The 24,396-nt window shown below is 58.4% G+C and carries 17 protein-coding genes and 3 pseudogenes; 8 read left to right on the top strand and 12 right to left on the bottom strand.

The genetic code is table 11. The features are described from left to right. Nucleotides 1-126: 126 nt before the first annotated feature. From AYJ54_RS22685 to AYJ54_RS22675, 3 genes are all read left to right on the top strand, one after another. Nucleotides 127-1,806, top strand: coding sequence for a thiamine pyrophosphate-binding protein (locus AYJ54_RS22685; RefSeq protein ID WP_063702335.1), 1,680 nt, complete (start codon nt 127-129; stop codon nt 1,804-1,806). A 101-nt stretch (nt 1,807-1,907) separates the two neighbouring features. Further along, nucleotides 1,908-3,047 (top strand): TRAP transporter substrate-binding protein, encoded by a 1,140-nt coding sequence (locus tag AYJ54_RS22680; protein WP_063702333.1) that lies wholly within the window; start codon nt 1,908-1,910, stop codon nt 3,045-3,047. A gap of 277 nt (nt 3,048-3,324) precedes the next feature. Beyond that, entirely contained in the window at nt 3,325-3,531 is a 207-nt protein-coding gene (locus AYJ54_RS22675; RefSeq protein ID WP_063702331.1) for a Clp protease/crotonase-like domain-containing protein, read from the top strand. A gap of 189 nt (nt 3,532-3,720) precedes the next feature. Here the strand turns inward: AYJ54_RS22675 and AYJ54_RS22670 are convergent, their stop codons facing one another. Next, nucleotides 3,721-4,023, bottom strand: coding sequence for an HU family DNA-binding protein (locus AYJ54_RS22670; protein WP_063702330.1), 303 nt, complete (start codon nt 4,021-4,023; stop codon nt 3,721-3,723). 250 nt (nt 4,024-4,273) lie between these two features. On the opposite strand from AYJ54_RS22670, the pseudogene AYJ54_RS53740 reads away from it, so the two are divergent. Next, nucleotides 4,274-4,417 (top strand): annotated as a pseudogene (locus tag AYJ54_RS53740) (LLM class flavin-dependent oxidoreductase); the annotation flags it as partial. 874 nt (nt 4,418-5,291) lie between these two features. Here AYJ54_RS53740 and AYJ54_RS53510 read toward each other — a convergent pair. Beyond that, nucleotides 5,292-5,408 (bottom strand): DUF2934 domain-containing protein, encoded by a 117-nt coding sequence (locus AYJ54_RS53510; protein ID WP_283808704.1) that lies wholly within the window; start codon nt 5,406-5,408, stop codon nt 5,292-5,294. A 173-nt stretch (nt 5,409-5,581) separates the two neighbouring features. Between AYJ54_RS53510 and AYJ54_RS22660 the strand changes: the two genes are divergently transcribed. Continuing rightward, a complete protein-coding gene (locus tag AYJ54_RS22660) occupies nt 5,582-6,289 on the top strand; it encodes a hypothetical protein (RefSeq protein WP_136623870.1) in 708 nt (235 codons plus the stop codon). Between the two features lie 191 nt (nt 6,290-6,480). Here the strand turns inward: AYJ54_RS22660 and AYJ54_RS52590 are convergent. The 5 genes and pseudogenes from AYJ54_RS52590 to AYJ54_RS22640 form a co-directional block, all read right to left on the bottom strand. Next, nucleotides 6,481-6,639: pseudogene (locus AYJ54_RS52590) on the bottom strand (type VI toxin-antitoxin system SocA family antitoxin); the annotation flags it as partial. Nucleotides 6,640-6,731: 92 nt separating this feature from the next. Further along, nucleotides 6,732-7,793, bottom strand: coding sequence for a type II toxin-antitoxin system antitoxin DNA ADP-ribosyl glycohydrolase DarG (darG, locus tag AYJ54_RS22655; RefSeq protein WP_063702394.1), 1,062 nt, complete (start codon nt 7,791-7,793; stop codon nt 6,732-6,734). A gap of 37 nt (nt 7,794-7,830) precedes the next feature. Continuing rightward, nucleotides 7,831-8,064 (bottom strand): annotated as a pseudogene (locus AYJ54_RS54045) (DarT ssDNA thymidine ADP-ribosyltransferase family protein); the annotation flags it as partial. A 1,260-nt stretch (nt 8,065-9,324) separates the two neighbouring features. Then, nucleotides 9,325-10,098, bottom strand: a complete 774-nt coding sequence (locus AYJ54_RS22645) for a polysaccharide deacetylase family protein (protein WP_063702392.1) — start codon at nt 10,096-10,098, stop codon at nt 9,325-9,327. Nucleotides 10,099-12,625: 2,527 nt separating this feature from the next. Beyond that, nucleotides 12,626-13,273 (bottom strand): DUF938 domain-containing protein, encoded by a 648-nt coding sequence (locus tag AYJ54_RS22640; RefSeq protein WP_063702322.1) that lies wholly within the window; start codon nt 13,271-13,273, stop codon nt 12,626-12,628. A 332-nt stretch (nt 13,274-13,605) separates the two neighbouring features. On the opposite strand from AYJ54_RS22640, the gene AYJ54_RS22635 reads away from it, so the two are divergent. Next, on the top strand, nt 13,606-14,076 hold the full coding sequence (locus AYJ54_RS22635) for a hypothetical protein (RefSeq protein WP_063702320.1): 471 nt from the start codon (nt 13,606-13,608) through the stop codon (nt 14,074-14,076). Between the two features lie 687 nt (nt 14,077-14,763). On the opposite strand, the gene AYJ54_RS22630 is transcribed toward AYJ54_RS22635, so the two are convergent. After that, complete coding sequence (locus AYJ54_RS22630) at nt 14,764-15,801, bottom strand: cytochrome-c peroxidase (protein WP_063677087.1); 1,038 nt, start codon at nt 15,799-15,801, stop codon at nt 14,764-14,766. Between the two features lie 414 nt (nt 15,802-16,215). Here AYJ54_RS22630 and AYJ54_RS22625 point away from each other — a divergent pair, with 414 nt between their 5' ends. Continuing rightward, nucleotides 16,216-16,926, top strand: coding sequence for a lytic polysaccharide monooxygenase (locus AYJ54_RS22625; protein WP_063702318.1), 711 nt, complete (start codon nt 16,216-16,218; stop codon nt 16,924-16,926). Between the two features lie 120 nt (nt 16,927-17,046). On the opposite strand, the gene AYJ54_RS22620 is transcribed toward AYJ54_RS22625, so the two are convergent. From AYJ54_RS22620 to AYJ54_RS22600, 4 genes are all read right to left on the bottom strand, one after another. Beyond that, a complete protein-coding gene (locus tag AYJ54_RS22620; protein ID WP_063702314.1) occupies nt 17,047-18,327 on the bottom strand; it encodes a type II toxin-antitoxin system HipA family toxin in 1,281 nt (426 codons plus the stop codon). Further along, on the bottom strand, nt 18,317-18,655 hold the full coding sequence (locus AYJ54_RS22615) for a helix-turn-helix transcriptional regulator (RefSeq protein ID WP_063702312.1): 339 nt from the start codon (nt 18,653-18,655) through the stop codon (nt 18,317-18,319). The genes AYJ54_RS22620 and AYJ54_RS22615 overlap by 11 nt, the downstream gene beginning before the upstream one ends. 692 nt (nt 18,656-19,347) lie before the next feature. Beyond that, on the bottom strand, nt 19,348-20,952 hold the full coding sequence (locus AYJ54_RS47625; RefSeq protein WP_136623869.1) for a carbohydrate porin: 1,605 nt from the start codon (nt 20,950-20,952) through the stop codon (nt 19,348-19,350). A gap of 1,001 nt (nt 20,953-21,953) precedes the next feature. Beyond that, nucleotides 21,954-22,883 (bottom strand): TauD/TfdA dioxygenase family protein, encoded by a 930-nt coding sequence (locus AYJ54_RS22600; protein ID WP_063702309.1) that lies wholly within the window; start codon nt 22,881-22,883, stop codon nt 21,954-21,956. A 362-nt stretch (nt 22,884-23,245) separates the two neighbouring features. Here AYJ54_RS22600 and AYJ54_RS22590 point away from each other — a divergent pair. After that, nucleotides 23,246-24,381, top strand: a protein-coding gene (locus tag AYJ54_RS22590; protein WP_136623864.1) for an IS3 family transposase whose coding sequence is annotated in 2 segments (ribosomal slippage) — nt 23,246-23,504 and nt 23,504-24,381 — 1,137 coding nt in all. Because the reading frame shifts where the segments join, the coding sequence is not laid out codon by codon here. The last annotated feature ends 15 nt before the right edge of the window (nt 24,382-24,396 follow it).

Genomic DNA, 24,396 nt, shown 5'->3' with positions numbered 1-24,396 from the left:
CGAAAACGGGCTGCCTACGGCCTCAGGCTCAACCTGTCGGTTTGACAAATAGCCACCCATCATAATACGGTATTACATAATTTTATAGCAGGGCGAATGACAAAGCCCTGCAGGCCGGGAGCAGAAATGACGAGGAACGTAGCCACCGACATCGCCGTCGCACTCAAGAGTGCCGGCGTCGAAAAATTCTTTCTCCTGACCGGCGGCGACCAGCCTTTGTGGATCGCGCTTCGCGATGCCGGCATCCGCATGGTGGTGGCACGCAGCGAAGCCAGCGCGGTCTACATGGCCGACGGCTATGCCCGCGCGAGCGGCCGCGTGGCGCCCGCCTACGGACAGGCCGGGCCGGGTGCGGCAAATGTCGCCGCGGCGCTTGCGGACGCGGTCTGGGCGCAATCGCCAGTCTTCGCCTTGACCGGCGCGACGGCCACGCAAGCCTTGCACATGAATGAGTATCAGGATCTCGACCAGCACGTGATCTTCCAGCCGGTCACCAAATGGAACGGCGCTGTCGCCGCGCCCGAGATGACCGGCAGCCTCGTGTCGCAGGCGCTGCAGATTGCGGCGACGCCGACCTGCGGGCCGACACATCTCGACGTGCCGAAGAATTTCTTCGCCCTGCCCGGCGCCTCGCAGATTCCGAATCCGCCCGACCGGCGTCCCGCACATGCGGCGAACAAGGCAGCGCCACATCAGTCCGACCTCGCGTCGGCGCTGGATCTGCTGAGGACAGCAGAGCGACCGGTGCTGTTCGTGGGAGAAGGCGTGAGACTGGCAGGCGCGTGGGCGGAGCTTGCGCTCCTGTCGGAGCTCGCCGGCATCCCGCTAGTGGCCACGGCCGGCGGCAAGCCCGCCATTCTGGCCTCGCATCCGAACTTCTGCGGCATTGTCGGCCGCTATTCGTCCGTGACCGCCAACAGCCTCGTGGCAGAGGCCGATTGCATCCTGGCGCTCGGCAGCAGACTGGGTGGCCTCGCGACCAACGGCTATACGCTGCCCAATCGCCGGGCGACCGTGATCCAGATCGATCACGCCCCCGTCGCTCTCATCAATACCTACGCGCCTCGTCTCGGAATTCTCGCCGACATCAGGGTCTTCCTCACGGATCTGCTCAACCTCGCCAAGCGCGAGAGCGTCAAGGCCGCGCCCGATTGGCTCGCGCGCTGCCGCGCCGATGCCGACAGATGGACCGCGCGCCACCGCGAGCTGACTGCCGCGGCGTCCGGCAATGCCGTGCTTTCGCCGCTTTCGGTCCTAGACGAGCTCTCCCGCTATGCCGGCGAGATCACCCTCGTCGCGGACACCGGCTACATGGCGGCCTGGACTGGGGTGCTGTATCCGAGCCTGCGTTACGACTCGTTCTTCCGTGCTGTCGGCTCGCTCGGCTGGGCGCTGCCCGCCTCGCTCGGCGTTCAGATGGCGCGAGCCGAAAAGGTGGTGTGCGTGACCGGTGACGGCGGCGCCGGCTATCATTTGGCCGACATCGAGACGGCGGTACGATACCGCCTCCCCGTCGTCATCATCATCATGAACAACAGCGCGCTCGCTTTCGAATACCATGAGCAGAAATATCGCTGGAACGGAAACGTGGTCGCTCAGGCCAACGACTTCGGGCGGGTGGACTTTGCCGCCACCGGTATCGCGCTCGGCTCCAGAGGCGCGCGCGCGACCAATCGCGAGGAATTCGCAACAGCGATGGCGACGGCGATGAAGGCATCCGATCCGTTCGTCATCGACGTCGTGATCGACAAGGAAGCATTTCCGCCCGTAACCAATTTCGATGCGGTGATGGAGCGGGAGCTCTAGATGCCCACGCAACCGCGCTCATGAACAATGCCGAACGCAACAATGGACTGAACGCGCTGTACTGACTGCACTCAATTCAAAAACAAATCCGGGTGGAAATCATGAAAACTCGCCGCGCTGTCCTTGCAGGCGCCGCGCTCGGCATCTTGCCGCTCGCAGCGCCGTCCGTCGTCCGGGCCGAGAAGGCCACGATCCGCTGGCGCCTTGCCTCCAGCTATCCCAAGAACCTCGACACGATCCACGGCATCGCCGTTCGTCTCGCAAAGCACGTTGCCGAGATGACCGAGGGCGGCCTGCAAATCCAGGTGTTCGGTCCCGGCGAGATCGCACCCGGCCTGCAGGTGCTCGATGCTGTGCAGAACGAAACGGTCGAGATGGGACATACGGCGTCGATCTACTACAGCGGCAAAAATCGGGCCTTCGCGATCGACACCGGACTGCCGTTCGGCATGACACCGCGCCAGCACCTGTCATGGATGTATCGCGGTGGCGGGCTCGAGCTCTTCAGGGAGTTCTTCAAGGCTTACGGCATCGTGAACTTTCCCGGCGGCAGCACTGGCGTTCAGATGGGCGGCTGGTTTCGCCGCGAGGTCAATACTCTCGATGATCTCAAGGGCCTCAAGATGCGCATCCCCGGGATTTCCGGCGATGTCGTCGCCAGACTCGGCGTCGTCCCCCAGAACATTGCCGGCGGCGACACCTATCCGGCGCTGGAACGCGGCACGATCGACGCCGTCGAATGGGTCGGACCATACGATGATGAGAAACTTGGCTTCAACAAGGTCGCCAAATACTACTACTACCCCGGCTGGTGGGATTGCACCGGTCAGTTGGCCTTCTATGTCGGCGCCAAGGCATGGTCTGCGCTGCCGGCACACTACCAACGCGCGTTCGAAGTGGCAGCAGCGGAAGCATCTTGGGACATGCTCGCGCACTACGACTCAAGCAACATGGCTCCGCTGCGCCGGCTGATCGCGGGCGGTACCGAGCTCAGGCCGTTCTCGCGCGAGATCATGGAAGGCGGATATCGTGCGGCCTTCGGCCTCTACGGGGAGGAAGCCGAGAAGAATCCCGAATTCCGCAGGATCTACCGCGAGTGGCTCAAGTTTCGCGATGATATCGTGACATGGTTCAGGGTGGCGGAGGCCACCTTCGAATCCAATCTTTACAGTCTGTACAAGACTAGAGCGACCGATCTCTCCACTGATAGAGCGGCAAATAAGACGGCCCGCTCCCCTTGAAGATCTCTTTCTCGGTCCGGGCGAAGGGCCAATCGGTTGGAACGGTGGCGCAGCGTGGCTCTTCTCCGGCGGCTACCGGGCTGGAACAGGCGACGCTGTACCGGCGGAGTCGGACTTCACATGGGATCAGTGCGTCCACCCCCGACGCCGCCCTCCGGCAAAGCAATGAAGGGATTGATCTCGACGCTCTCCACTTCGTCGCCCTGCGCCGCCATGAAGCGCGAAAGGGCGGCGATGGCATTGGCAAGCGCATCGAGATCGAACCTTTGCGCTCGCCATGGCTAAGAAATTCTTGGATTTTGCGCTCGTCCCGAGCTTCGAGGACTTCCTTGATTATGAGTTGATGGTTCAGCCACAACTCAATCAGAGCGCTGACTACCGAGAGGGCTTTACGTCGTTTCAGGAGAAACGTCCGGCCCGCTTCACTGGCCGCCAAAGGCGTGCAGCGCAGCCAACTATGCCGCGGCGAGATACCACCACCTGAGGCCTAAACTCTCCTCCACAGCGTCAAATTGCACTTTGCGATGCTGAAGAACGATGTCGGTATGTCGGACTTGCTCGCCTTTTGGTCTGTAACCGTTTGGCTCTCTCGAGAGTTGCCTCGACCTTAATGCGCCGAGGACCCACGCCGTCTAGCCCGGTTGCAATTTATCCACCGAGAGCAGCGACCTCGTCATACCGCCACTGCGTCTTTAGCAACCTTGAGCGGTGACGCTTTAACCGATTTGCTGGCCGGCTTTGCCGCGAATTCCATCGGCTCCTTCGTGAAAGGATTTACTCCGCTGCGGGCTTCAGTAGCGGGCTTGTTCACAACGGACATTTTGACGAAGCCGGGAATGACGAACTCACCGGACTGGTTCAACTCCTTATAGCCTACCGTCGCCAGTTGCTCGATGACGGCCTTTACGTCAGTCTTGGAAATCTGCGTTCCTTCAGCAAGCGCGTCAATTAGTTGGTTCTTGGTCATCTTGGCCATGATGGATTCCTTTAAGAGGCGCAGAACGATTCAAATGCGTGAACTACGCCGATTCCACTACTTTTGTTCGAGCGCGGCAAAACCGCACGAATCGCATCCGTTCACGCTGAGGTCATGAAGTGACGGGCTTAAAACCTATCGGAAGCCAAAACGCAAGGATCGATCCGACGTGTTCCGGCATCGTATCCGTTTGTTTAACGCGTAGCGCAGCAGCGAAGGCGAGCAGCCATAGGGAAATCATGTGGGTTCGATCGACGGCCCTTTTCCGCGTCATCAGATCGACACCGGCAGCGCGCTCCGAGTTGCCACCCGCTTCAAGCTGGTGGTCGACATCGTCGATCGCGAGAGGCCGACAATTCGTCAGTTCGTGCAGCGACTGGCCGGCGCGCGCGGCTCGGGAAAAGCCGAAGCGACCGATCGCTTTTCACAGGGCGCAACAGCATCTCTGCTGCGATGGTATTAAATGAATATAAAGGCAAGCAGACTTGAGCAGAGCAGCGCGACTCCGGCCGCGGTCAGTCCCAGGAAGCTGCTGGAGACGAGATCGTGATTGCGCATGACGGCCTCAATTTGGCGTGAAATAGAGCAACGGTCGCAGCTTCGGCTCGCCGGCCATCCATAAATCATTATTCAAAACGGGCGCACAAATTCTGCTGTTGTCGGGACAGAACGCATTTTTCCAGCAGGATCTCGCGATACCTTGCGGTGTTGCGGCGAGCAGGGTTGGTTAGTCCTTCGTCACCTGCAATGGCGAGGTGGCAGGCTCGACCAATGGCAGGACACTTGCGGTGCGGCCGCCTGCGATGACTTCGAACGCACCGGATGTGAGCCCCATCATAATTACGACACGGCTTCTGGAGTAATCTTCCGGCATGCGCGGATCCCTTATCCTCCTGGTGGTCTTAGCAATCATCTTGGCGGCACGCGGCCAGCACCGGGATGACTTTGTGCTGCGACCGACCGCCTCCATGCCCCCGGTCAACGCGCCCTAGCAGTCCATTTCGCGCGATCAGCAGATTGTGTCGCGGATATGTTTGTCATTTGGAGCGCTTACCTCCTGACTCGGATCAAGAGAGCCATTCATCTAATGCGGTCGCGATCCTCGCGCCCGCCAGATTGATCCGCGAAGCTTTAGCGCGGCCATGCTCCGCTCTTTCTGATTTGCGAGCTATCGCACGGTCGCATCATCGAAAACTTCCCCGGAAGGTTTCGAGCAAATTCAAAGCCCCAGTTTTAGTGGCGCCATGAAATCAATTTACCCTCTCGCACTAGGGACGCATCGCCACCTCTCGCTCCGCCCGCAACCAGAATTCAAGGCCCATGCACTCGGGTCGTCCCACGTTCTCCCAAAGCTCGTATGCCCGCCTGCCGGTCTCCGCCTCCAGGCTTGCCGCTTTCAGTCTGCGGAGACTATCGCTGACCTCGCGGGCGAATGCTTGTACATGCTATAATCGGCTGTCCGCGGGGACTGCAGCTTCGTTCGTTCCGAGAAAGTCCTCCAGGCTTCTGCGTGCCATTGGCGAGTTGACCCGCGTTCTGAATCTTCGAAGGTCTTCAAATGAGCGCACAACCACCGCAAGTTACTGACTTAGAAGCACGAACAACCTATGATAAGGTCCAAGGCATTTTAGGGCCCCTACTTTCGCTATTGATCATTGCCACGGCCGTAGTCTGGGCAGGTCGACTTCTCATCAATGCCTATCCAGTGATTGGACTAGGTTGGTTCGCGCTCATTGCCTTGCCAGTCGCATGGGCGTTTTTCATCTTGAGAGTATTTCAACGATCTATCTACGGTTTCGTCGAAGTCGTCATTGGCGTATTCACGGTTACAAATACATACAACATCGGCTTCATGAGCGATCCAAAAACGCTTCTGACACTAGCGGCCGGCATTTACGTAGTGGTGCGCGGGCTGGACAACATTGATCAAGGTCTGAACCATTACTGTGCGACCTTCCTCAATCGGGACGATGCATTTGCCTGCACTTTCTACTGGGAAGTTGGCGTGAAGGGCAGATTCTTGAGCGGAAAACTAAAACGGGGCGTATATCTTAAGATGGTCCGTCCGCTCTTCAAGCAACTATGGGCCGAATTCGAGCAACTGAATTGCGGTACAGACAAAGATGCTTGGGAAACGCCTTATTGGTGGGCACGGAAACACCATGTGCTCGCGCTTATGAACGAACGGGCGGTCAGGCTGTGCCGATCTGAGAGGCATCTTTCGCGCGGCAGCCAGCCTACCTCGGCGCCATTAGATTGGCTTTAGAGTGCGAATTAACGCGAGCCCCGAGAAATGGGGAAGTTACGGCCCGAGCATGCGACTATTGCTGAGCGCACTTAGACGCGCGGGCCACCCACCATCGTGATCTCGGCCGCGAGCACTTGTTGTGGACGTGACGTAAAGCCGAACGCGACGATACAGCAGATTAGGAGAACAGGCCGCCGCCTGCGGCGCTGCGACGACCCGACGATCGGATGAACGGGTCCGCCCCCACGCTTCGAAGTAGCCGGAGACCAATGGCCGGCCTTGTTCGATCAAAAACATCGCGTGCACAGAAGCTTCTGAAGCGCCAAGTTGGTCAAGTGCTGGCCAATCCGAGCACTCTCATCGAGCATCAGATTCGCGATGCAGCGCGGGTCGTAGACCTCAGTCGAGGACACTTCAATCGAGGGGGCGCGCTCACTCAGAACGAGCACGCTTTATCGGATCAGTTCTTGAGGCGCGTAAGGGCCAGCTCAATCATCGAGTCCTCGAAAAGCCTCAACTTACGCTCTGACGCCTCACCGCCTCCGAGCCATTTGGCGAGCCCATTTTTCACACCATCTAGTGTTGGCTCGACCTTATCGTGGTTGAGCAACCAATCGACAGTAGCCAATAGCTCCATCCCGAGCGGGTACTCGAAACCGTCAATCAGGTCCGTTGTTTCATCCAGGGCACTGGCGAATTCTTTCGCCTCTGTTGCCTTGAGATAGGTGGCTACCACATCTTTCTTTGCATTCTCGAACCAGATCGTATCGAGAATGCTTGCGTCAGCCATCCGCTTCTCGCAGTGAAGATAGCTACCATCCAAGCTATTTAGCAGATGACCCAAAGTCGGAGCGTACGGGCCAAACTTGTCGGCTTGGAATTCAAGCCTAAGCGGGCTCACCAGCCCACTTGCCACTATCTTTCTTTGAAGAAGATAGGCGAGCTTCTGAATTTCCAGGAGCGTACATTCAAATCCCAGGACAGAATAACGGCGAACCAACTCTGCAACTAACGCCCGCGCAGAGGTCAGTTTCTCGACTCTCGAAGGCTTTGCGACATTTTGGTAGCGCGCTGTCGGCTCGTAAACGACGACCTGCACGTCAAGATTACCCATTGCCGCTTCAATCAGCGGCCGAACGCTCTTCCAATCCAAGCCTCCGTTGCCACTCCCAAGTGGCGGGAGAGCAATCGATTTGATTTTATGCTCGCCAAGAAACCGCACCAAATCTTGCAGCCCCTCCTTGATCCACTCAATCTTGGAAGGATTGCGCCAATGCTGCTTAGTGGGGAAGTTTATGATCCACCTCGGTCCTCCCATCAGATCTTTTCGCTCAGTCGCGAATATCTGACCGACCTTGATCTGCTGCTTCTCGCAGGCAGCCGAATACGCGCGAAAGTTCTCGGGGAATGCTTCCTTGAACATCAAGGCAATTCCCTTTCCCATCACGCCGACCGTATTCACAGTGTTGACCAAGGCCTCAGTGTTAGCCTTGAGCAGGTTACCCTCAGTGAAGGTAATCATCAGAAGTACCATTCTCGTTTGGTGTGGACTTCTAGGTTTAGCCTGCGCTTAGACACCAACTCGTTCGCCCACGATTTTGCTTTTCATCACAACATGCCACGTAGAGAAGAGCGTCGATTGGCATGTGTTTATGTACCAACGCTTCTGCCATGTACCTGTTCGTCTTGTCGGGATCGTCGTTGTCTCTGCTGAAATCGCTGTTTCGCAGTATCTTCCAATCGATCTTCTCAAGACCGTCTATCTTGTTGTAGTAATTTGCCAGCGCGGCGCACGCGTGCCTGTCTTCCTTATTGTGCGCCCATTCTCTAGAGCAAAGATGATCGTGGGCCGCTCATTCGCCGGGTCTGACTGGTCGAGCCCTGTTACCGACCAGACTGGGTCCCCCACGGCTCTGCCGCGGTCGCTGGGAGTGACGTGCAGCTGGAATGCCCGAAGGATGCGCTGTTATCGCCGGTGAACTCGTCGAAGCCCTCGCTCTTCGCCGCAGCCATGGCGACGTTGGGGCTAATTCCGCGCTTAGCTGCGTCCGACCGGATGAAGGCTTCGTTCTCGGTCTGCGAGATGACGACCTGGTCGAGGCAGCTGCCGGCGAAACGGCTATCAGCCAGTTGCACAAGCTCTTGATGGATTCGATACGCTCCCCGGCGCTCCATCGGATGAACCCGCGTCGACGAGACCTCTCTGCGCGGAGGGCGCGGTAGATCGTTTACGATTTGCTTGGCGGCTTCAAAGCGCTTTCGAGCCATTTTCGGGCGGTTGGGTTTTCCATTGGATCCCCCTCGCATTCCGTGCAGCCATACCGATCCTTGCCCGTCCCAGCCTTACCCTTCCCAGGCTTCCCCGGGACCAGCTTCATCGGCTTACCGCATGCGGGACAGACCTTTCGGATCGGGTGGAGTAGCGACATGTCGGATTTCCCTGCCCGGAAAGATAGTTTCATCTTGGGGGCCGCGGCAAGCGTATCGACAAAAATTGCTTCGAGCGAAGGCGATAAGCCGGTTGGGGGCCGCTTGACGAGTGTGTTTCGACGTACTGAAATGTACTCTCAGTGGTGTGGAGTTGCGTCATGGAGCAGGAATTCTACAGGGGCATGGCGGTACGCGTTCGGGCCATGGCAGATACGGCGGATCCGTTCACAAGGGCCCGTCTGCTGCAATTGGCCGACAGATATGACGCGAAATGCGCGCCACCACTCACTGGCACTGGCCCGCGCCCACTACCGCGCCCTTCCCTTTCTGTCGCGCAAGGATCTGGCAAGGTCTAGGGCTCTTACGCGCTGGTGCTTGCTCGAGAGATCTGTTGAGCGACCAAAACTCGGCTGTGCGACTCGGAAAGACCCCGCAATTCGGTGTTTGGTCGACAGACATCCCAGCGACACGGGCGATCTCGTCCGCCCGGGCTGGTTTGGTTCGTCTTCGCCATTGGCGCGGCCAGCCCCTCCCGTGCGCCGGCTAGAGGCATCAAAGCGGCCCCGGACCCATTGGGAGTTGTCTCGAAATCACCCCTTCCTTGGCGAGGTCACCTTTCGCCATCAATGTATATCGGCGTTTCTTTGCGGCGTCGCCGCCGGGACGATGTGGACGACGCGATAGCCGCTGTCATGCAGGTACCGCAGGAAGGCAGGCATCATGGCGGCCGTATGCGCCTTGGGATCGTGGAATAGGATGATGCCTTTGCCCGACTCATCCAGGCGCTTGGTGACGAGTTTGAGCTCCTGATCCGCGGTCATCTCCTCCCAGTCGCTGGCCCATACGTCCGCCCCAAACACGATGATCCCGCGTGATTGCAGAAGATCGAGCGTCGCAGGCGTCGAGGCGAAATAGTGGAAGCGAAAGAACGGGGTCGAGGGCGTCGTCCTCGACGCGCCATTGAGTGCCATTTCATCGGCCGCGATGCCCAGGTCAATGTCCTCTTTCGCCTGCGCGACGCTGATCTTCGAGAGCATCGGATGGGACCAGGTGTGATGCGCGATGGTGTGGCCTTGTGCGGCCACGCCCCGCACGAGCTCGGGAAAGGCGGCTGACGACTTGCCGACGAGGAAGAACGTGGCGCGCACACACTCATGGGCGAGCGCGGCCAGCACCTCTTGCGTGTAGGGCGGCTGGGGGCCGTCATCGAAGGTCAGCACGACCTCGTGGTCGGCGAGCGGCAGCGACTGCGGAAAGCTGTTGAGCCCAACCCGCGGATAGGTCCTGGCATCGATGGCGAGGACGCGTGAGGTACCGAGCGCATCCTTGCGCGCACAAGCGGGCGCACTTTCCGGCGGGGCAGCTGCGATCAACGCTGTCGCGGCGCTCGCAAGCATCAGGGTCGACACGCACAAATATCTGCCGTTGAGGGCCATCGCGCCTCGCTGGTTGTGGCCCTGAACGAACGATCCCGCGAACCGCACCAAGTGCCGGCGCTCGGGTCGAAAGCGCCTCTGGTCGTCCTGCAGCCAGATCAACGGCCCTTCTCTCGATCGGGCTTGGTTGAAACGGCCGGCTCGTCAAAACATTGCGACGTTTGGGATACTAACCATCTGGGCTGCACAATTTCGTGCAACTAGCGCGGCGCTCGCGCTTAAATTCCGCGTCCTGACGCCTTGTTTGATCGTTTTCGACGCGGGGACAGCGAGCGACCTCGCTAGTGCCTCTCCCGGCATCACGCTCATCGCCTGCTTTTCCGACGGGCGGTGTCAGCCTTGCAGGCCTTGCGCACTGGAGGAAGAACGAGACTTAAGCCCGATTCGCTCGCGATCCGCTTCCGGAGACGCGACGTCGCCGGCGCCGCTCACTCGGTCGAGGAGCTACTCTGACGGGGAGTGTATCAGCTGGCGTCGGCTTTGCCGGTTCTGAAGCGGGCGCGATCATCTCCGGCTGCATCTCCGTAGGTATCGAGCGCGCCTCCATCACATTGAGCACAGCTCGCCCCTTCTCCGTGATGCGCCATCCTCCATTTACGCGTTCGATGAGACGCTGGGAGAAGATGTCCAGATCCGGCGCACGGGTTGCCATTCTCTTGGTGCGCTCTGCCCAATCGCGGCCGCTCGTTGCCAGGATAGCCATGTCCCGTTTCAGCTCCGCCAAGGGAGCGAACCCGCCTGGATAGCTTACCAGGATTTTCAAGACTGTGACCTGGAAGTTCATCTGAGCGACACGACAGCCTGTCGCCTCAGGCTACTTAGTAGGCGCCCGGCAAGTCGCATCGACGCCGATCCGTTTGAGGCACTCGCGTTTCCCTTCGGCCTTGCCGTCTCCCAGGCTCCGCCGGTGACATCTACGCGGATGCCGGACTTACCTCCAACAATTCGCGCAGACCTCATTGAGGATCGCAGGCGTTGGTGTGGCAGCAGCCACGTCCAAACTTTGGAAATCTCCCCCATGATCAAGGACGATAACACGCCTCACATTGCTGAATTCATATTGCTCGATCAACCGGAGATTCCAAAAATCAGTTTCTAGTCGCCCGCCCCGTCCCGCAGCGACCTCGAGCGGCTTTCTTGCTCCTCTCTCCTTCCTCCTCGGCGTGCGTGCAGCTTAGTCATTGGCAGCGCCGCGCTTGCAATCGGTCGTCACAAATGCAACTCGTGCAATAGGGATATGCCGGCACCGCACGTGCCACAAGCCCTAGCTCGACGCTCAAATTCTGTGTTCGAGTGGCGTTTTCGACGGATTTCATCAGGTCCATTGTGCAAACTTGCGATTTATCTGCGCTCTAACGAGGAACGTGACTCTTGAAAGGGCGTATAGTTGTGTACGTCTCTCTGATTTTTACTGATTGATATTGTTCTGAGGCGGGAGGCCGCCTGCCCGACGAGACATTTAGGTCGGACAGGCAACCGACCGGTCGTGCCTTCAAACAAAGATCGCGCTCTTCTGCCACTGCTAAGCGCGCCGTACGTGGCGAGCTGATAGGAAGGTGGTTGTCGCAGCTCGAATGCCGCATCAATCTCTTCGTTGGGAAATGTCTATGAAGCAAGTCAAAACGGATGGTGTGGCGGATCTCACAGGCAACGGCGCCGCATTCAAAATACCCCGTCGACCAAAGATCAAAAAAATGACCGCAACGATGAAGCGGCGGGCTCTAAAGCTTCGGAAATCCGAGCAGCCGCGCCCACCATCTTCCTGAGCGGCATGGCGCGTTTTCCCAGGATCGACTGATTTTCCTTCCTCAACTGCGCTGTGCTTGATCTGACCGGTGCATCATTGCGTGCTTTTCGCACCGCGCGTGAACCGGAAGGAAGCCGTCGAGCGGCTATCGTCAGACAAGACATTCGCGCATGAGAAGCGTCGACGCGCGCCGCGAATGTCTCTCTCGTCAGCCCCCGATCATGAGGTGGCGCTACAATCGCGAAATGCTTATTCCCGGGACCGGACCTGACGCTTTCGACGGTACCGCCGACTCTTCGGCGTGTCCGATGATTGCGTTACAGACCGACCTTAAAATGTTAGTGGCGATAGAGACGGTCGACTTTCGCTAGTGCTGCCGGCGTTGGTGAGCGGCAGCAGCTTTTTCTCTGGTCACGTCGGTTGGCCCGGTTCCGCGTGGTCCGTCAACTCGGGTTACCGCTGCCAGTGTTCCAGCCTGGATCCGGTTCGGCCGGCGAGGAGCCACGGGGTCATTCTCCGCGCTAAGCGGCTAGCTAGCGTCGCTCCCGGTTCTGTTGAAGCGCCAACACCTACTATGACGGCCAAACGCCTGGGCCTGGCGCGCGCCCTGTGCTCGTCGCGAACTCTCGGCCGGGTGGTCATTCATCGCCAAGCGTCTGGCACTCGTTAGGTTTAGAACGCGCCACGAGTGCGAAATGGCGAGACTCCCAGCGTCATATACTGGAAAGGTTGAGCCGCCGTTCAGGACCTAGCGAAGAGCAGAATGAAGTTACTGGCCGGCAAATCCAATTGCCGTTTGAGCGCCAACCCATGCTTCCTGGCCTCCCTTTCAAGATCCCGCACGTCTTTGAGACCCCATTCGGGCATGCCGGCCGCACGGATCTCCCTGTCGAATGCCTCATTCGATCGTGTGGTGAATTTCCCGTCAAGTTTGAAGGGACCATAGATTGCGATGAAACCGGCTGGTTTCAGCAGCCTTGCGGCAAGCGCAGCAATGCCGTCCGCGATCGAGATGGGGGCAACTTGGAAGATGTTGATGGCGAAGATGACGTCGTAGAGCCGCTCATCGGTATCCGGCCAGGTCGCCGGAGCAGTGAGATCGATCAGAATGGGATCAGCAACGTTATTGTTGTCGCCTTCGACACGCTTCCTTTTGATTGCCTCAAAAGTACCTTGATCATAGTCGGAAGGCTGAAATCGAACGTTCGGAAAATACGGGGCGAAGTAATTGATATGCAATCCAGCGCCAGTAGCCACTTCAAGCGCATCACCCTTCGTGGGAAAGAGTTCTTCGAACGCTTTCAAGATCGCGTCCTTATTGCGGTTGCCCGCCCAAGCTACATAAGCGCTGAGCGGATGCGGATCGATATTGGGCCTGCCGTCGGACATTCGGGTATTCCTTGCTTCTATGGCGAAAGATATTGCAGCGATATGACTCCCTCCTTTGCGATGATCGGCGGGCGCGGGCCGCGTGATGGCTGGAGCGACAAGTCCAGCAATCAGATGAGCAGCTTCGCAACGAAGCACGCATTCGAGTCGAAAGGCAAATGTAAGGAATCCAACGCGCACGCCTATAGCTGCGCTGAACTGTCGGGCTCGCGACGAACGTATGCGAGGCCGCGCCTCGGCATTTACTGTAAAGGCGGCGCTCATTTCCCATTCCAACTGGCTGGCACGGTTGTTGCCAACTTCCTGATTGTCAAGCCAACAGGAGGACGGCAATGCTCCGATTACGTGCACTCACGCTGCTTGTGCTCGTGCTTCTCCAACCAGCGTTTGGCGAGGAGGCAACACCGGAAACTCCGGGGCCGTGCGATCTAGGCTCCTCAACAATGGCGGACTTTGCCGGCACGTGGTCGAACGAGAATCAAAACACGGGTATGATCACGCGCATATCTATCGATCAGCAATTCGACAAAGCGCTCGTTCATGCGTGGGGGAAATGTCGTCCGAACAACTGCGATTGGGGCATCGCCCGGACGCAAGCTTCCGAGGCTTCCAATGGACAGCTGCAAGTCGAATGGCAATATGGACTGTCAGTGAGGAAGGCTACATTGACGCTCGTTGAACGCGGACGACTATTAGTACGGACGACAGTTCACTTCAGCCCCAGCGCAGGCAGATCCGACTACGATACCGTCGACAACCTCGTCCGAACGCTTGAGGAAGCCTCGGAAATCCATGGCAAATGAAGTCGTTTTCGCCGTCAGCCAGGCCCGGTGACGACCGACATCTTCAACTCAAAGGGTGCGCTCGTTTGATATCTCACAGCACCGCTCTTTCTCTCCGTTTGCCGCCCGTTGACCTGCAATAGACGAGGGCGGATTTTCAGTCGGCAAGTTTGTTAGCCAAAAAAGCTCGGCTGCTCGGTGCGGATGAGTCTCTCACCTTTTTTTCAACGGAGAGTTCGTCACGGGAAACGAAATCAAGGAAAACACGCTTACGGGGCGCCGAACAAGCCCCCGCGGGAGCCAGACGTCTGCGACTGCTCTCGCAACAGCCTGCTATCAGCAACAGCTTGCCGCTCCGCGTCGTCTCTGTTCGACGGCGATGGCGGCATTCTAGCAAGCACTGAGTCGATCATACTTGTTCATCCTCAATCAGGCGGGTCTTGGAACGACGTTTGAGCCCTGCCTGGCGAGATCATGGCGATCGCGCTGCCCGCACAGCTCACGCGAAGCGGTGCAGGATCGCGTTCTACCGATCACATTTCGCTTGGCCGCCAAATCGCACGTACCTGCGTGCTAGCTAACCGGGCAGGTTTCGGAAGTCCGGACCACCACCATGTCAGTCCAGACGCGCTCAGTGCCTGAAGAGCGAAGGTCGCGACGAATGCGAACTATAACGACCTGGAGAGTTCTATTCGCGGCAGAATAATCCTATCGCCCTAAAGACGGTGGGGGCGTCTCGTTTGTACGAGTTGGCAGCATCGGGTACTCGATGTTGGGTAGATGCCCCGTCAATGCATTCAGAAATGCGGCAATATCACTTCTTTCCTTGTCGTCGAGCTTTGTCCCGAGTTGGACTTCCCCCATAATGCCGACGGCTTCCTCGAGGCTCCACACTTGACCCGAATGGAAATACGGAGCGCGCAAGGCTACGTTTCGAAGGGGAGCTACCCGGAACACGTATTCATCGCCGACAGCGTTAGTCACGACGAACCGGCCCTTATCGGCTGTGGGAAGCAGTTTTGCATCCGGCTTTCCGACCACGCCAAACGGGAAGTAGTCCTGCCCACCAATGTTGATCCCCCTGTGGCAAGAGGAGCACCCCTTGTCCATGAACAGCTTCAATCCTGCCTTTTGCTGGTCGTTCAGAGCGCTGGCATTGCCGTTCAGGTACTGATCGAAGGGGGCAGCCGGCGTGGTGAGGGTTGATTCAAACGCCTCTATTGCCTTCGCAAAGTTATCGAAGCTGACTGACGGCGTATCGCGGGGGAAGGCTTGCTTGAACATACCGACATAGTCATCCATGGAGTTCAACGTTTTCGTCACGTGGTCCGGAGTTGCGTTCATTTCGGCGCTGGCCTGAACGGGGCCCTTAGCTTGAGCCTTGAGATCTGGCGCGCGTCCGTCCCAGAATTGGGCGACGTTGAAGACCGAGTTGTAAACGGTTGGGGCCCGGCGCGGTCCTTTTTGCCAGCCGTGACCAACCGAGGTTGGACCGGCATCGACGCCGCCGGTGCCAAGATTATGGCATGTATTACAGCTAATAATTCCACTCACCGAGATGCGAGGATCGAAGAACAGCTTCTTGCCGAGTTCGACTTTCTCGGGAGTGACCGGATTGTCCCTAATGGCGGGCAGGACCTTGGGAATGGGTCTGAAAATCTGCCTGGCGGACATCATCAGATCGTCTCGCGCGATAGCCTGCGATGAGACTAGCGCCAGAATGCTGGCAACAGATACCTTGCGCATCATGTGAGGCCCCCGATTCTCTCGATGCCCGCCACCGATTTCATTTGCGTTGCTAATCGGTTTGTTAAAACGCATCTCCGCTACGTGAATGCCTGCGGTCATGCAGAAACTGAGCCAGTTCTCGTAAGCTAAGCCCTGCGGAATTTCATTGTTGGACGTCGGCTTTGCGACGCGTTCGCAGCGTTGCGATTGGCCGATGTAGGCTTTTGGACAAACATCCTGCTCCGCCGCATTCCGCAGTGTCCGGGCAACCAAATGATTTCGCTTATTTGAAAACCCTCGCAGCACGTCGTCTCAGCGCCATCGGAGGCTGGGCGGCTCCGCTTACGGCATGTCGATTGCAAGAGCTAGCAAGTCACGGACTAAATCTGTGGGGTCGGAGCACTCTTCCAATACCCAACCGGAATTTGCGAGATGTACATCCCCTATAGGTTTCGATACGGGTTCAGCGCGTTGTTCGGCGGAGCAGCCTCGCTGGTCGTCGTTGCAGGCGCTCATGCGCAAGGGCGCCTCACCGAGCCCGCTTCACGCGTCGTTCTATGTACCGAACACAGGAATATGGACTGTCCAATTGACCTGTGGAGGGCCAACGCGATGGAGAGCGGGAAGTTCTTCCCTGCAGTCAAGGGCGGGCTGCTGGATATGACGGCGCCGACTGATATCCAGAGCGCGGTGCCGCCACAGGACGGTCACATCGCCGGCAGCAGTGTGCGCGGGAATGTCCCCTTGCTCGATGAGCAGACGCCGACGCGCTGGACGAAGATTCGCCTGCACTCCGGCGCCAAGCAAACGTTCAAATGGGAATACGGCGCAGTTCACCTGACCCGGCGCTGGAACTATTTCATCACCCGGATAAGCTGGAATCCATCCGCTCCGCTCACACGCGCCCAGTTCGATGTAAGGCCGTTCTGCACGATCCAGAACGAAGGTCAGCCCTATTGGGACCCGAATGCAAACCTGATGCCCAGCGCGCCTACCGTTCACGTGTGTGAGCTGCCGAAGCGCACCGGCTACTACGTCATTCTCGCGGTGTGGGAAGTCGCCAACAGCCCGATGGCCTTTTATCAGATCGTCGACGCCATGTTCGAGGAACCAAAGCGAACGAGCGCCGGCCCGTCGCCTTGAACAAGCGACGGGGCGCGCCTGGGACGTGGAAATCAGCAGAGGTTGACCTTAGTGAAGGGACCGCCGAGTGGTGTTCTTTTCATACGTCCCTCCGGTCGGCCGTTCGCACCAAAATCCAACCTATCCAACCAGGTCGACGATCGGCTGCGGCGCGCCGATAAACGCATAAGGATTGAGGAACTGACGCCGCCAGAACAGGTTACGGTCCACTTCTGCAAGCGCCGCTTCGTCGCAGATGCTGGACCAACGTTCCTTGATGGTCTTGATCTGTGAGACCGCAATGGCGACGGCTTCCGCTTCGTTGAGAAGAAAGGAAGGCGCGGCTTTGAGACAGAGCGCAATCTGGCTGTGCCGGTCCTGCCCGAGAATAAGCATCGCTTGCGTCGCCTCGCCGCCTGCGCGGCCCTGCGGACAAATATCGTAGGCAGATGTGAGCGCGAGATCCTTACCATTCCAGAACGCGGCATGGTTGCGAGCGTGATCATCGGTATTACCGCAGAGCACGTTGAAAACGAGACGTGAAAAGAGCTCGCGCAGCGCTTCCCTCGGCTCCGCGAAACGATGACGGATAATGGTTGCGAGCTGTTCGTAGCTGGCATAGCGCGCCATCAGTTCATCCAATGCCAGCAGCGTCAGCGCCGAAACCATGGCCTTGCGGGCCCAGCCGCCCGTGACTTTCTCGCGATCGAACCGTTCGATCAACAGGACGTCCTTTCCCGCAACACGCTGGAGGCTTACGGGGGCGACGCGCAGTCCAGCCTCCGCCGCAAGGCGCATCGCGATGAACTCCGCTTTGACGACGCTATACAGGTCGGTTTGCGAGGAAAACTTCGCAATGAATTTCTTGTGATCAGACGTGATGGCTGCTTTCGGGCGAGCGCCGCCGATGGAGCTACCATGGAAGAGTGCGCGGTCGAGTTCAGGCGTCAGCGGCGTACCTTGCTCAACGAGCGTTGCCGCATTCAAGAGCTCGTTCAAGGATGCGCCCTCGCCCTCCCGCGGGACGTAGACCGAGGGCGACGCCTGGAAATCAAGAGCGCCAATACGATCCGAGCTGGACTCCAGGAGAAAGGTCAGCTCATCGAGACTTCCCGCGTCGATCTCCTTGCCGCGCACACCGAACTTTCGGTTGAGAATGACGCGCCGGCCCCACGCGTCGGGGGCCGCATCGCGAAGGCAATTGGGCATGCTGAGCCCCTCCAGGAGCGGAAGGACGCCGCTCCGCAGGGGTAATTCGGGCTCATAGAGGGAATGGGCATCGTTACGCTCGAGATAGCTCCGGCCGTAATTGAAGACGAGTTGTTCGCCATTCCTGGACAAAAGTCCCGCAACGATGGGCTTCGTCTGGCCCGGCAGCCATGTCCAAACATAAGCCTCGGCATGGGCAGGATCAGAAGTCATCCTTGACCTCTTGCATTCGGCGGGCGCGAACGGCCTTGGGCAGCAGCGTCATCACCTCACGATTGGTCTCGATCGCGCGAGACATGGCTCCGCGTTCCGCGTCGAATAGTTTGACACCAACAATCGCGGCAACCTCGAAGACCGCACCGATCGTGCAGCGCGGATCTCCCGCCTCAATACGGCGCAAGAGGCCGCGCGAGATCCCTGCCCGCTCGGCAACATTGAGTGTGCTCATCTTCCGCTCGATGCGAGACTTTCGCAGGAGCTGTCCAAGCAGCATCGTAGCGTCCGCTGCATAGGGGGATATCGGGTGACGGACCTTGGCCATGGTCGTACCTCTGGTTCATAAATAGATCGTAAAATGACTTTATGGCAACTATATAGGGCGGACAGAATTCTATTGCAAGATTTCATGATCCGTAAATAGAGCAAAAACGTCTTAGTGGCCTATTTATGCACCAAGTCGCTTTTACCAATCTCAAAACCGTCAAGCACTAAAAATCTACAGCGAAAACAATTACTTCCATGAAGACGACGCCACAAACGCAGTACCTTTTCCCATCTGCGCGGAGCTGCTGCCGGCCGTCAGCACGTTCTCAGCGGCCGAGAAGTTCCGCTTGATGATGGCCGTTGCAGCACGGTTGCGACGCAGACTTGTTCGAAACTCAGTTCCTCGGACCGCGGGGCACGACGACACCATTGCGCGGGCCCAGGATCTTTGGCGCGGTTTCCAGAATTGACAGTTACCCGTCCCCGACGGTGCAACCCTTTTCGCTTGGGCGGAGCCGGCGCTACAAAGCAGCAAGTACCCAATGACAGTGCATGATGACGCTCCTCCAACCTCCACATCGCTGGTGGACGTCGCCGGCGAGCTGAGCGCATGAAGACGGATTTATCTGGACTGAAGATGCACGCTCGGCAGCTCCTGGCCCACAAGCGAAGTCAGGCGGCATCCGCTTCACCACTGCTGTCGGGAGCACAGCTGGCATCAGGTACGCCGTGATTTATGGGATACGCGCCCTAGAAGAACATTGACGTCGATACCAACAGATTCAAGGCGTGGCCGGTTTGACGTGTGTATGTGATGCTCGTCGGATTGTTGATATAGGTCAGTCCAATACTTGTGTAAATTCCGGGCGCCACATGCGCGGTATACGTCCCCGATATCGCAGTACTATCGCGATGCGCAAGATGCCCTCCAGCGAGCGCAGCGTTAACTGCAAAAGCACTCCACGCGGTGTTGGTGGCAACAATTGCCATTTGATCATGCGGGCGGCTGTCAAATAACCCCTTTGCATAAAGACGGACTTCGTAATACTGGCTGACCTTGTTCAGGTCGGGCGGAGCGTACATTGCAGAGAACCCGCCATAGATACCGCGAGATGGCGAGGTTTCCATATCGAGCTGCCAGAGCTGCCTGTCCGCAGCGACGTAGTAGACGCTGTTCGCGTTGTTTCTCGGCTGACCCGGATATTGCAAATTCGTGTAGCTGCTGTTGTTCAAGCCGAGGCCGGCCCGCAACCATGTCTCAGGCGCGCCGGGAGCCGCTTTGTTCTTGTAACCAGACTCGTCAAGCAGAAGGATACCGGCGTTAGTCGTACTCCAGTTTAGACCTGTAGGATTTTCGGCTATCTGCGCCGCTTGACCGTCGGGGTTCAGCGAGCGCTGGATTGAAAACTTGTTATAGATGCGATCATCAAAATTGTACTTCACATTGAGAGCCGGCGTGGGCGCCGGATTGTTGCTCATTCCTGCCTGGTATAGGATGTTCGATGAGGGTCCAAAAACATTGACTCCGGCATTGCCGCCAACCACTGTGCCGGCGAACTCATTTTGATTTCTGAGATAACCCAGCTTGAGTTCGACCCTCCTGTCGAAAAACGTCTGATAGTAGGCAATCGTATTGATGCCCACCCGATCTGGCCCACCCGGCTTCCATGTCCAGTATTGCTGCTCGGCTCCCACAATAATCTGACCATCGGGAATTCCAAACCGGCTCAGATCGTAGGTCACGATCAAGAAATTCGCGGTGTTAAACGTCGGGTTTTGTCCCATATAACGCTGATCAGCGATGGTGCTTCTAGCCGCATTGGGCAGTTGATTGTCTATGAAAGTGTTTTGGGTCCAGCCAACATAGCCTATTCCCACCTCTGCTAATGCAGATCTCACGCCGCCGCTATCCTGATCGATAGTGTCGGCAGGACCAGGAATGTTGAGCCACATTCCCCTTTCACGAAGAGCCTCGAACTTGGCGAATGGGTCGGCGGGTTTTCGAGTTTGGTAGTTGGTCACCTCGTTTGTGCTGGAGCATTGCGGAGACGAGCGATTAACAGCTTGCGCCGACGCACAGCCGCCGACGACGCTCGCTGCTCGTCTAAGCTCTCGGACGCGGACTTTCGCCCCGCCAGCCGGCTTCTTTCGAACCCTGCTCTCGGAAAGCTCATCGGGAGTATCGATCCTTTGAGACACGCTGGTGCCTTGTGCCGGCGCCGAATTGACGCCAAGGCTCGCGGCAAGAGAAAGTGCGATGGCAAGCGATCGATCCTGCTTGGCTGTTCCGATGCTCCAAAGCGTCGCCGCTGCCGAATGTATCCGCATCGATGCCGCGACCACGCAACCGTACATGGTGAACCCCGCTTCCCTTTTCTCAGCTTTACTGGACCAGGCCCTCCAGCAAATCGGTCCGGAGCGTCTGATTGTCAGGAGGTCACGCCGGCGACGCTCAAGGCACCAGCCCCGTCTATCCGACCCATACTCGTTCACGGTTTTCGCGCTCTATCGGCTACTGGAGCCGGGACATGCGCATGAGCGCATATGTCGATCGCTCGATAAGTACTTCCGCGCGAGAGACATGGACGGCGACCCGAACGTGTTCGCCGTTCATGAACGGGAGCGACCCATCTCAGTCGTCGGCCTAAAGATTTCGCTCATTCTGATCATCCGATTCAAGAGACCGCATGTTCGACAGGACAGGAGCGATTGACGCCCAGATTTGTACCGCTTGCGAACGAACGCAGCGCCCGAGCGGCTCGCTATTCATGGGCCCACGACTGTCATGTGCCGCCTCGTTCATCAATTGCCGAGGTTGGTAGTTGACGAGGTCCGCGGGGCTGAGTCTCGCTGCGTGCGGCTGAGGTCGTTGGCGCCCGCCAGGCGTTCGCAGCGGGCAGCACGCGACGGATTGAGCTTGCTTTGCCTGCCAAGTTCAGCTGGTGCGATGTGCGAGGGCTCTTACCCCGAAGTACGTGGCGGGATGAATGGACAGGACATGGGCTTTGCGACGGATACGCGGCCGCACAAAGCGGGCGGTCGAGATTGCCGCCGCCATCGCTTACCCAAGAAGGCGGGAGCGAAGTGGCTGCCGAGACGCGTCGTGTTCCATAGAATTGCGCTTCCGGAAAAGCACTCTCAATCTCCGAAGCTGGATCAAGCCGCTCCGAATTCGCGATTCGCGACAGGGTATCATTGGCCGATCTGCCGTCGTGACGCGGATTGGTACAGATCCGGACCTGCCGGAAGAAAGGACATCGACAGCGGTCCAGCGCACGGAGCGGACGGCTCGTTGGGCGCCGAGCCAGATCAGTGGGACAAGCGAAGGGAGTAAATGCAGCCGCAGCGCAAAGCTGCTAGGCGTCCGCCGCAAGCAGTTGCTTGGTGACTTTTGTCCGCGTGACACTGGGCCGACCGTCGATACTGACCGGGACCTCTCCCTCGATCGCTGCCCGGCGCACGACCCGGTGCTGGCCATTGTAATCATTGACTGCAAAGTGTTGCGTGGCGCGGTTGTCCCACATCGCTACGTCGCCCTCTTTCCAGCTCCAGCGCACCGTGTTCTCGGGAGCGGTGATGTGGGACTGAAATAGATCGAATAGTTTTTGGCCATCATATTTCGGGATCCCAACGAACCGCTTCACCACGTCACCAAGAACCAGTGTACGTTCGCCAGTCTCTGGGTGAACGCGTACAACCGGGTGCTCGGTCTCATAGATCGTTCGAGTGAAGACTTCATCGAAATGCTTCTTGTCTTCCTGGCTGGCGCGGGCCATTACGGCATAGTCGAAGGCGTTGGTGTGAACGGCCCAGAGCTCGTCGGCAAGCCTGCGCAGCGGCGGCGGCATATCGAGATAAGCGGCTGCCGTGTTCGACCAGATCGTATCGCCCCCGAATGAGGGCATCACGACGCCCCGCAGCACCGCGATCTTGGGATAGGCGTCAAGGAAGGTTCCATCGCTGTGCCACAGATCGGCCCGGCTCGCGGCGCGGGTGGAGTCAAGTTCGATGATCGACGTTGTTCCTTTGATGGCACCGAGCGTCGGATGCGGGACAAGCTTTCCGAAACGATGAGCGAATCGCTCATGTTCGACGTCGTCGAGATGCCCCTGGTCGCGAAAGAAAATGACCTTGTGTGAGATCAGTAAGGTGTTGATCGCGGCGATCGTCTGGTCCGGCAAAGCCCCCGAAAGCTTGATGTTCCTGATTTCGGCGCCGATGCGCCCTGCGCGCTTGACGATATCGGCAGGTGGAATAACAGCATCGATCGCGACCGCTCTATTCACGCTGGCATTCTCCGAGCTTGCCGTTTGTTGGCGAGAATCACCGGTTGCCTGAGACGCGACCTGACGCGGCATCCGTCAAGATAAGCGGTGCTTGATCCATCGATTGACACGCTCTTCAGCCCAGGTCCGCCAAATGGTCTGGGACCGTGACACCGGCCTGCCCTCTCGATCAATTGCCAAGATTGGTAGTTGACCGGACTCACACTCGCATATGGCGACGGTGGTTCGTTCTGGTCAAAACCGAGACATGTACCTCGAGATTGGTTTTGAAGGCAAGAGCTGGCTCCGGAAATCTGGACAGGGCGATAAGTGGAGTTTCTGCCTGACGGCGGGCAAGATTGTCCCGCGAATCAGGAGAGACGATGAGCAGACGAGCCCGCCGGCACCACGCACCGGCATTCAAGGCCAAGGTAGCGTTAGCCGCAATCAAGGGCGAGATGACGCTGGCCCAGCTGGCTGAGCATTTCGACGTGCACCCGAACCAGATCACGCAGTGGAAGTCCCAGCTTCAGGAAGCGGCGGCCGAGGTATTTGGTGCTGGCGGTGGCAACAGAACGAGCGAGCCGGCGGTGGACGTGAAAACGCTGCACGCCAAGATCGGGGAGCTGACGCTGGAGAACGATTTTTTAGAAGGCGCGCTCAGCAAAGCCGGTCTGCTGAGCGCAAAGCGATGATCGACCGTGAGCACGGCCTGCCGATCACGAAACAGGCGGAAGTTTTGAAGATCAGCCGTGGCAGTGTCTATTATCTACCACGTCCGGTGTCGCCCGCCGACCTCGCGATCATGCGCCGGCTCGACCGGCTGCACCTGGAGTTTCCTTTCGCCGGTTCGCGAATGTTGCGAGACCTGCTGGCTGCCGAGGGGTGCAAGATCGGCCGCCGGCATGTCAAAACGCTGATGCGGCGGATGGGGATAGAGGCGCTCTACCGCCGTCCGCGCACCACCAAACCCGAACCCGGGCACAAGATCTATCCGTATCTGCTGCGCGGGATCGAGATCACACGACCGAACCAGGTCTGGGCAATGGACATCACCTACATCCCGATGGCGCGCGGCTTCGTCTATCTCGCGGTGGTGCTTGACTGGTTCAGCCGCAGGGTGCTGTCGTGGCGCGTCTCGATCACGATGGAAGCCGCATTCTGCGTCGAGACGCTGGAGGATGCTCTTGCTTGCCACGGCAAGCCGGAAATCTTCAACACCGACCAAGGCTCGCAGTTCACGGGCGCCGCGTTCACCGGCGTGCTCGCCAGTCAGGGCATCGCCATCAGCATGGACGGCCGGGGCGCCTGGCGCGACAATGTGTTCGTCGAGCGGCTGTGGCGCAGTGTCAAATATGAGGAGGCCTATCTGCGCGCCTACGACACCGTGTCCGACGCCCGCGCCTCGATCGGCCGATACCTCGACTTTTACAATGGCCGGCGCCCCCACTCGAGCCTTGACCGCGGCACCCCGGATCAAGCTTACTTCAACCCGCTGCCGTTCCGCGCGGCAGCCTAACTCTGGCAGAAGCTC

The organism is Bradyrhizobium centrolobii (genome assembly GCF_001641635.1).
GTDB lineage: Bacteria > Pseudomonadota > Alphaproteobacteria > Rhizobiales > Xanthobacteraceae > Bradyrhizobium > Bradyrhizobium centrolobii.
This window is presented reverse-complemented; position numbering and strand designations above follow the sequence as displayed.

Bases quoted from the DNA above. Each gene is read 5' to 3' on its own strand.
- AYJ54_RS22685 (WP_063702335.1), top strand. From the start codon at position 127: ATGACGAGGAACGTAGCCACCGACATCGCCGTCGCACTCAAGAGTGCC.
- AYJ54_RS22680 (WP_063702333.1), top strand. From the start codon at position 1,908: ATGAAAACTCGCCGCGCTGTCCTTGCAGGCGCCGCGCTCGGCATCTTG.
- AYJ54_RS22675 (WP_063702331.1), top strand. From the start codon at position 3,325: ATGGCTAAGAAATTCTTGGATTTTGCGCTCGTCCCGAGCTTCGAGGAC.
- AYJ54_RS22670 (WP_063702330.1), bottom strand. From the start codon at position 4,023: ATGGCCAAGATGACCAAGAACCAACTAATTGACGCGCTTGCTGAAGGA.
- AYJ54_RS22660 (WP_136623870.1), top strand. From the start codon at position 5,582: ATGAGCGCACAACCACCGCAAGTTACTGACTTAGAAGCACGAACAACC.
- darG (WP_063702394.1), bottom strand. From the start codon at position 7,793: ATGATTACCTTCACTGAGGGTAACCTGCTCAAGGCTAACACTGAGGCC.
- AYJ54_RS22645 (WP_063702392.1), bottom strand. From the start codon at position 10,098: ATGCTTGCGAGCGCCGCGACAGCGTTGATCGCAGCTGCCCCGCCGGAA.
- AYJ54_RS22640 (WP_063702322.1), bottom strand. From the start codon at position 13,273: ATGTCCGACGGCAGGCCCAATATCGATCCGCATCCGCTCAGCGCTTAT.
- AYJ54_RS22635 (WP_063702320.1), top strand. From the start codon at position 13,606: ATGCTCCGATTACGTGCACTCACGCTGCTTGTGCTCGTGCTTCTCCAA.
- AYJ54_RS22630 (WP_063677087.1), bottom strand. From the start codon at position 15,801: ATGCGCAAGGTATCTGTTGCCAGCATTCTGGCGCTAGTCTCATCGCAG.
- AYJ54_RS22625 (WP_063702318.1), top strand. From the start codon at position 16,216: ATGTACATCCCCTATAGGTTTCGATACGGGTTCAGCGCGTTGTTCGGC.
- AYJ54_RS22620 (WP_063702314.1), bottom strand. From the start codon at position 18,327: ATGACTTCTGATCCTGCCCATGCCGAGGCTTATGTTTGGACATGGCTG.
- AYJ54_RS22615 (WP_063702312.1), bottom strand. From the start codon at position 18,655: ATGGCCAAGGTCCGTCACCCGATATCCCCCTATGCAGCGGACGCTACG.
- AYJ54_RS47625 (WP_136623869.1), bottom strand. From the start codon at position 20,952: ATGTACGGTTGCGTGGTCGCGGCATCGATGCGGATACATTCGGCAGCG.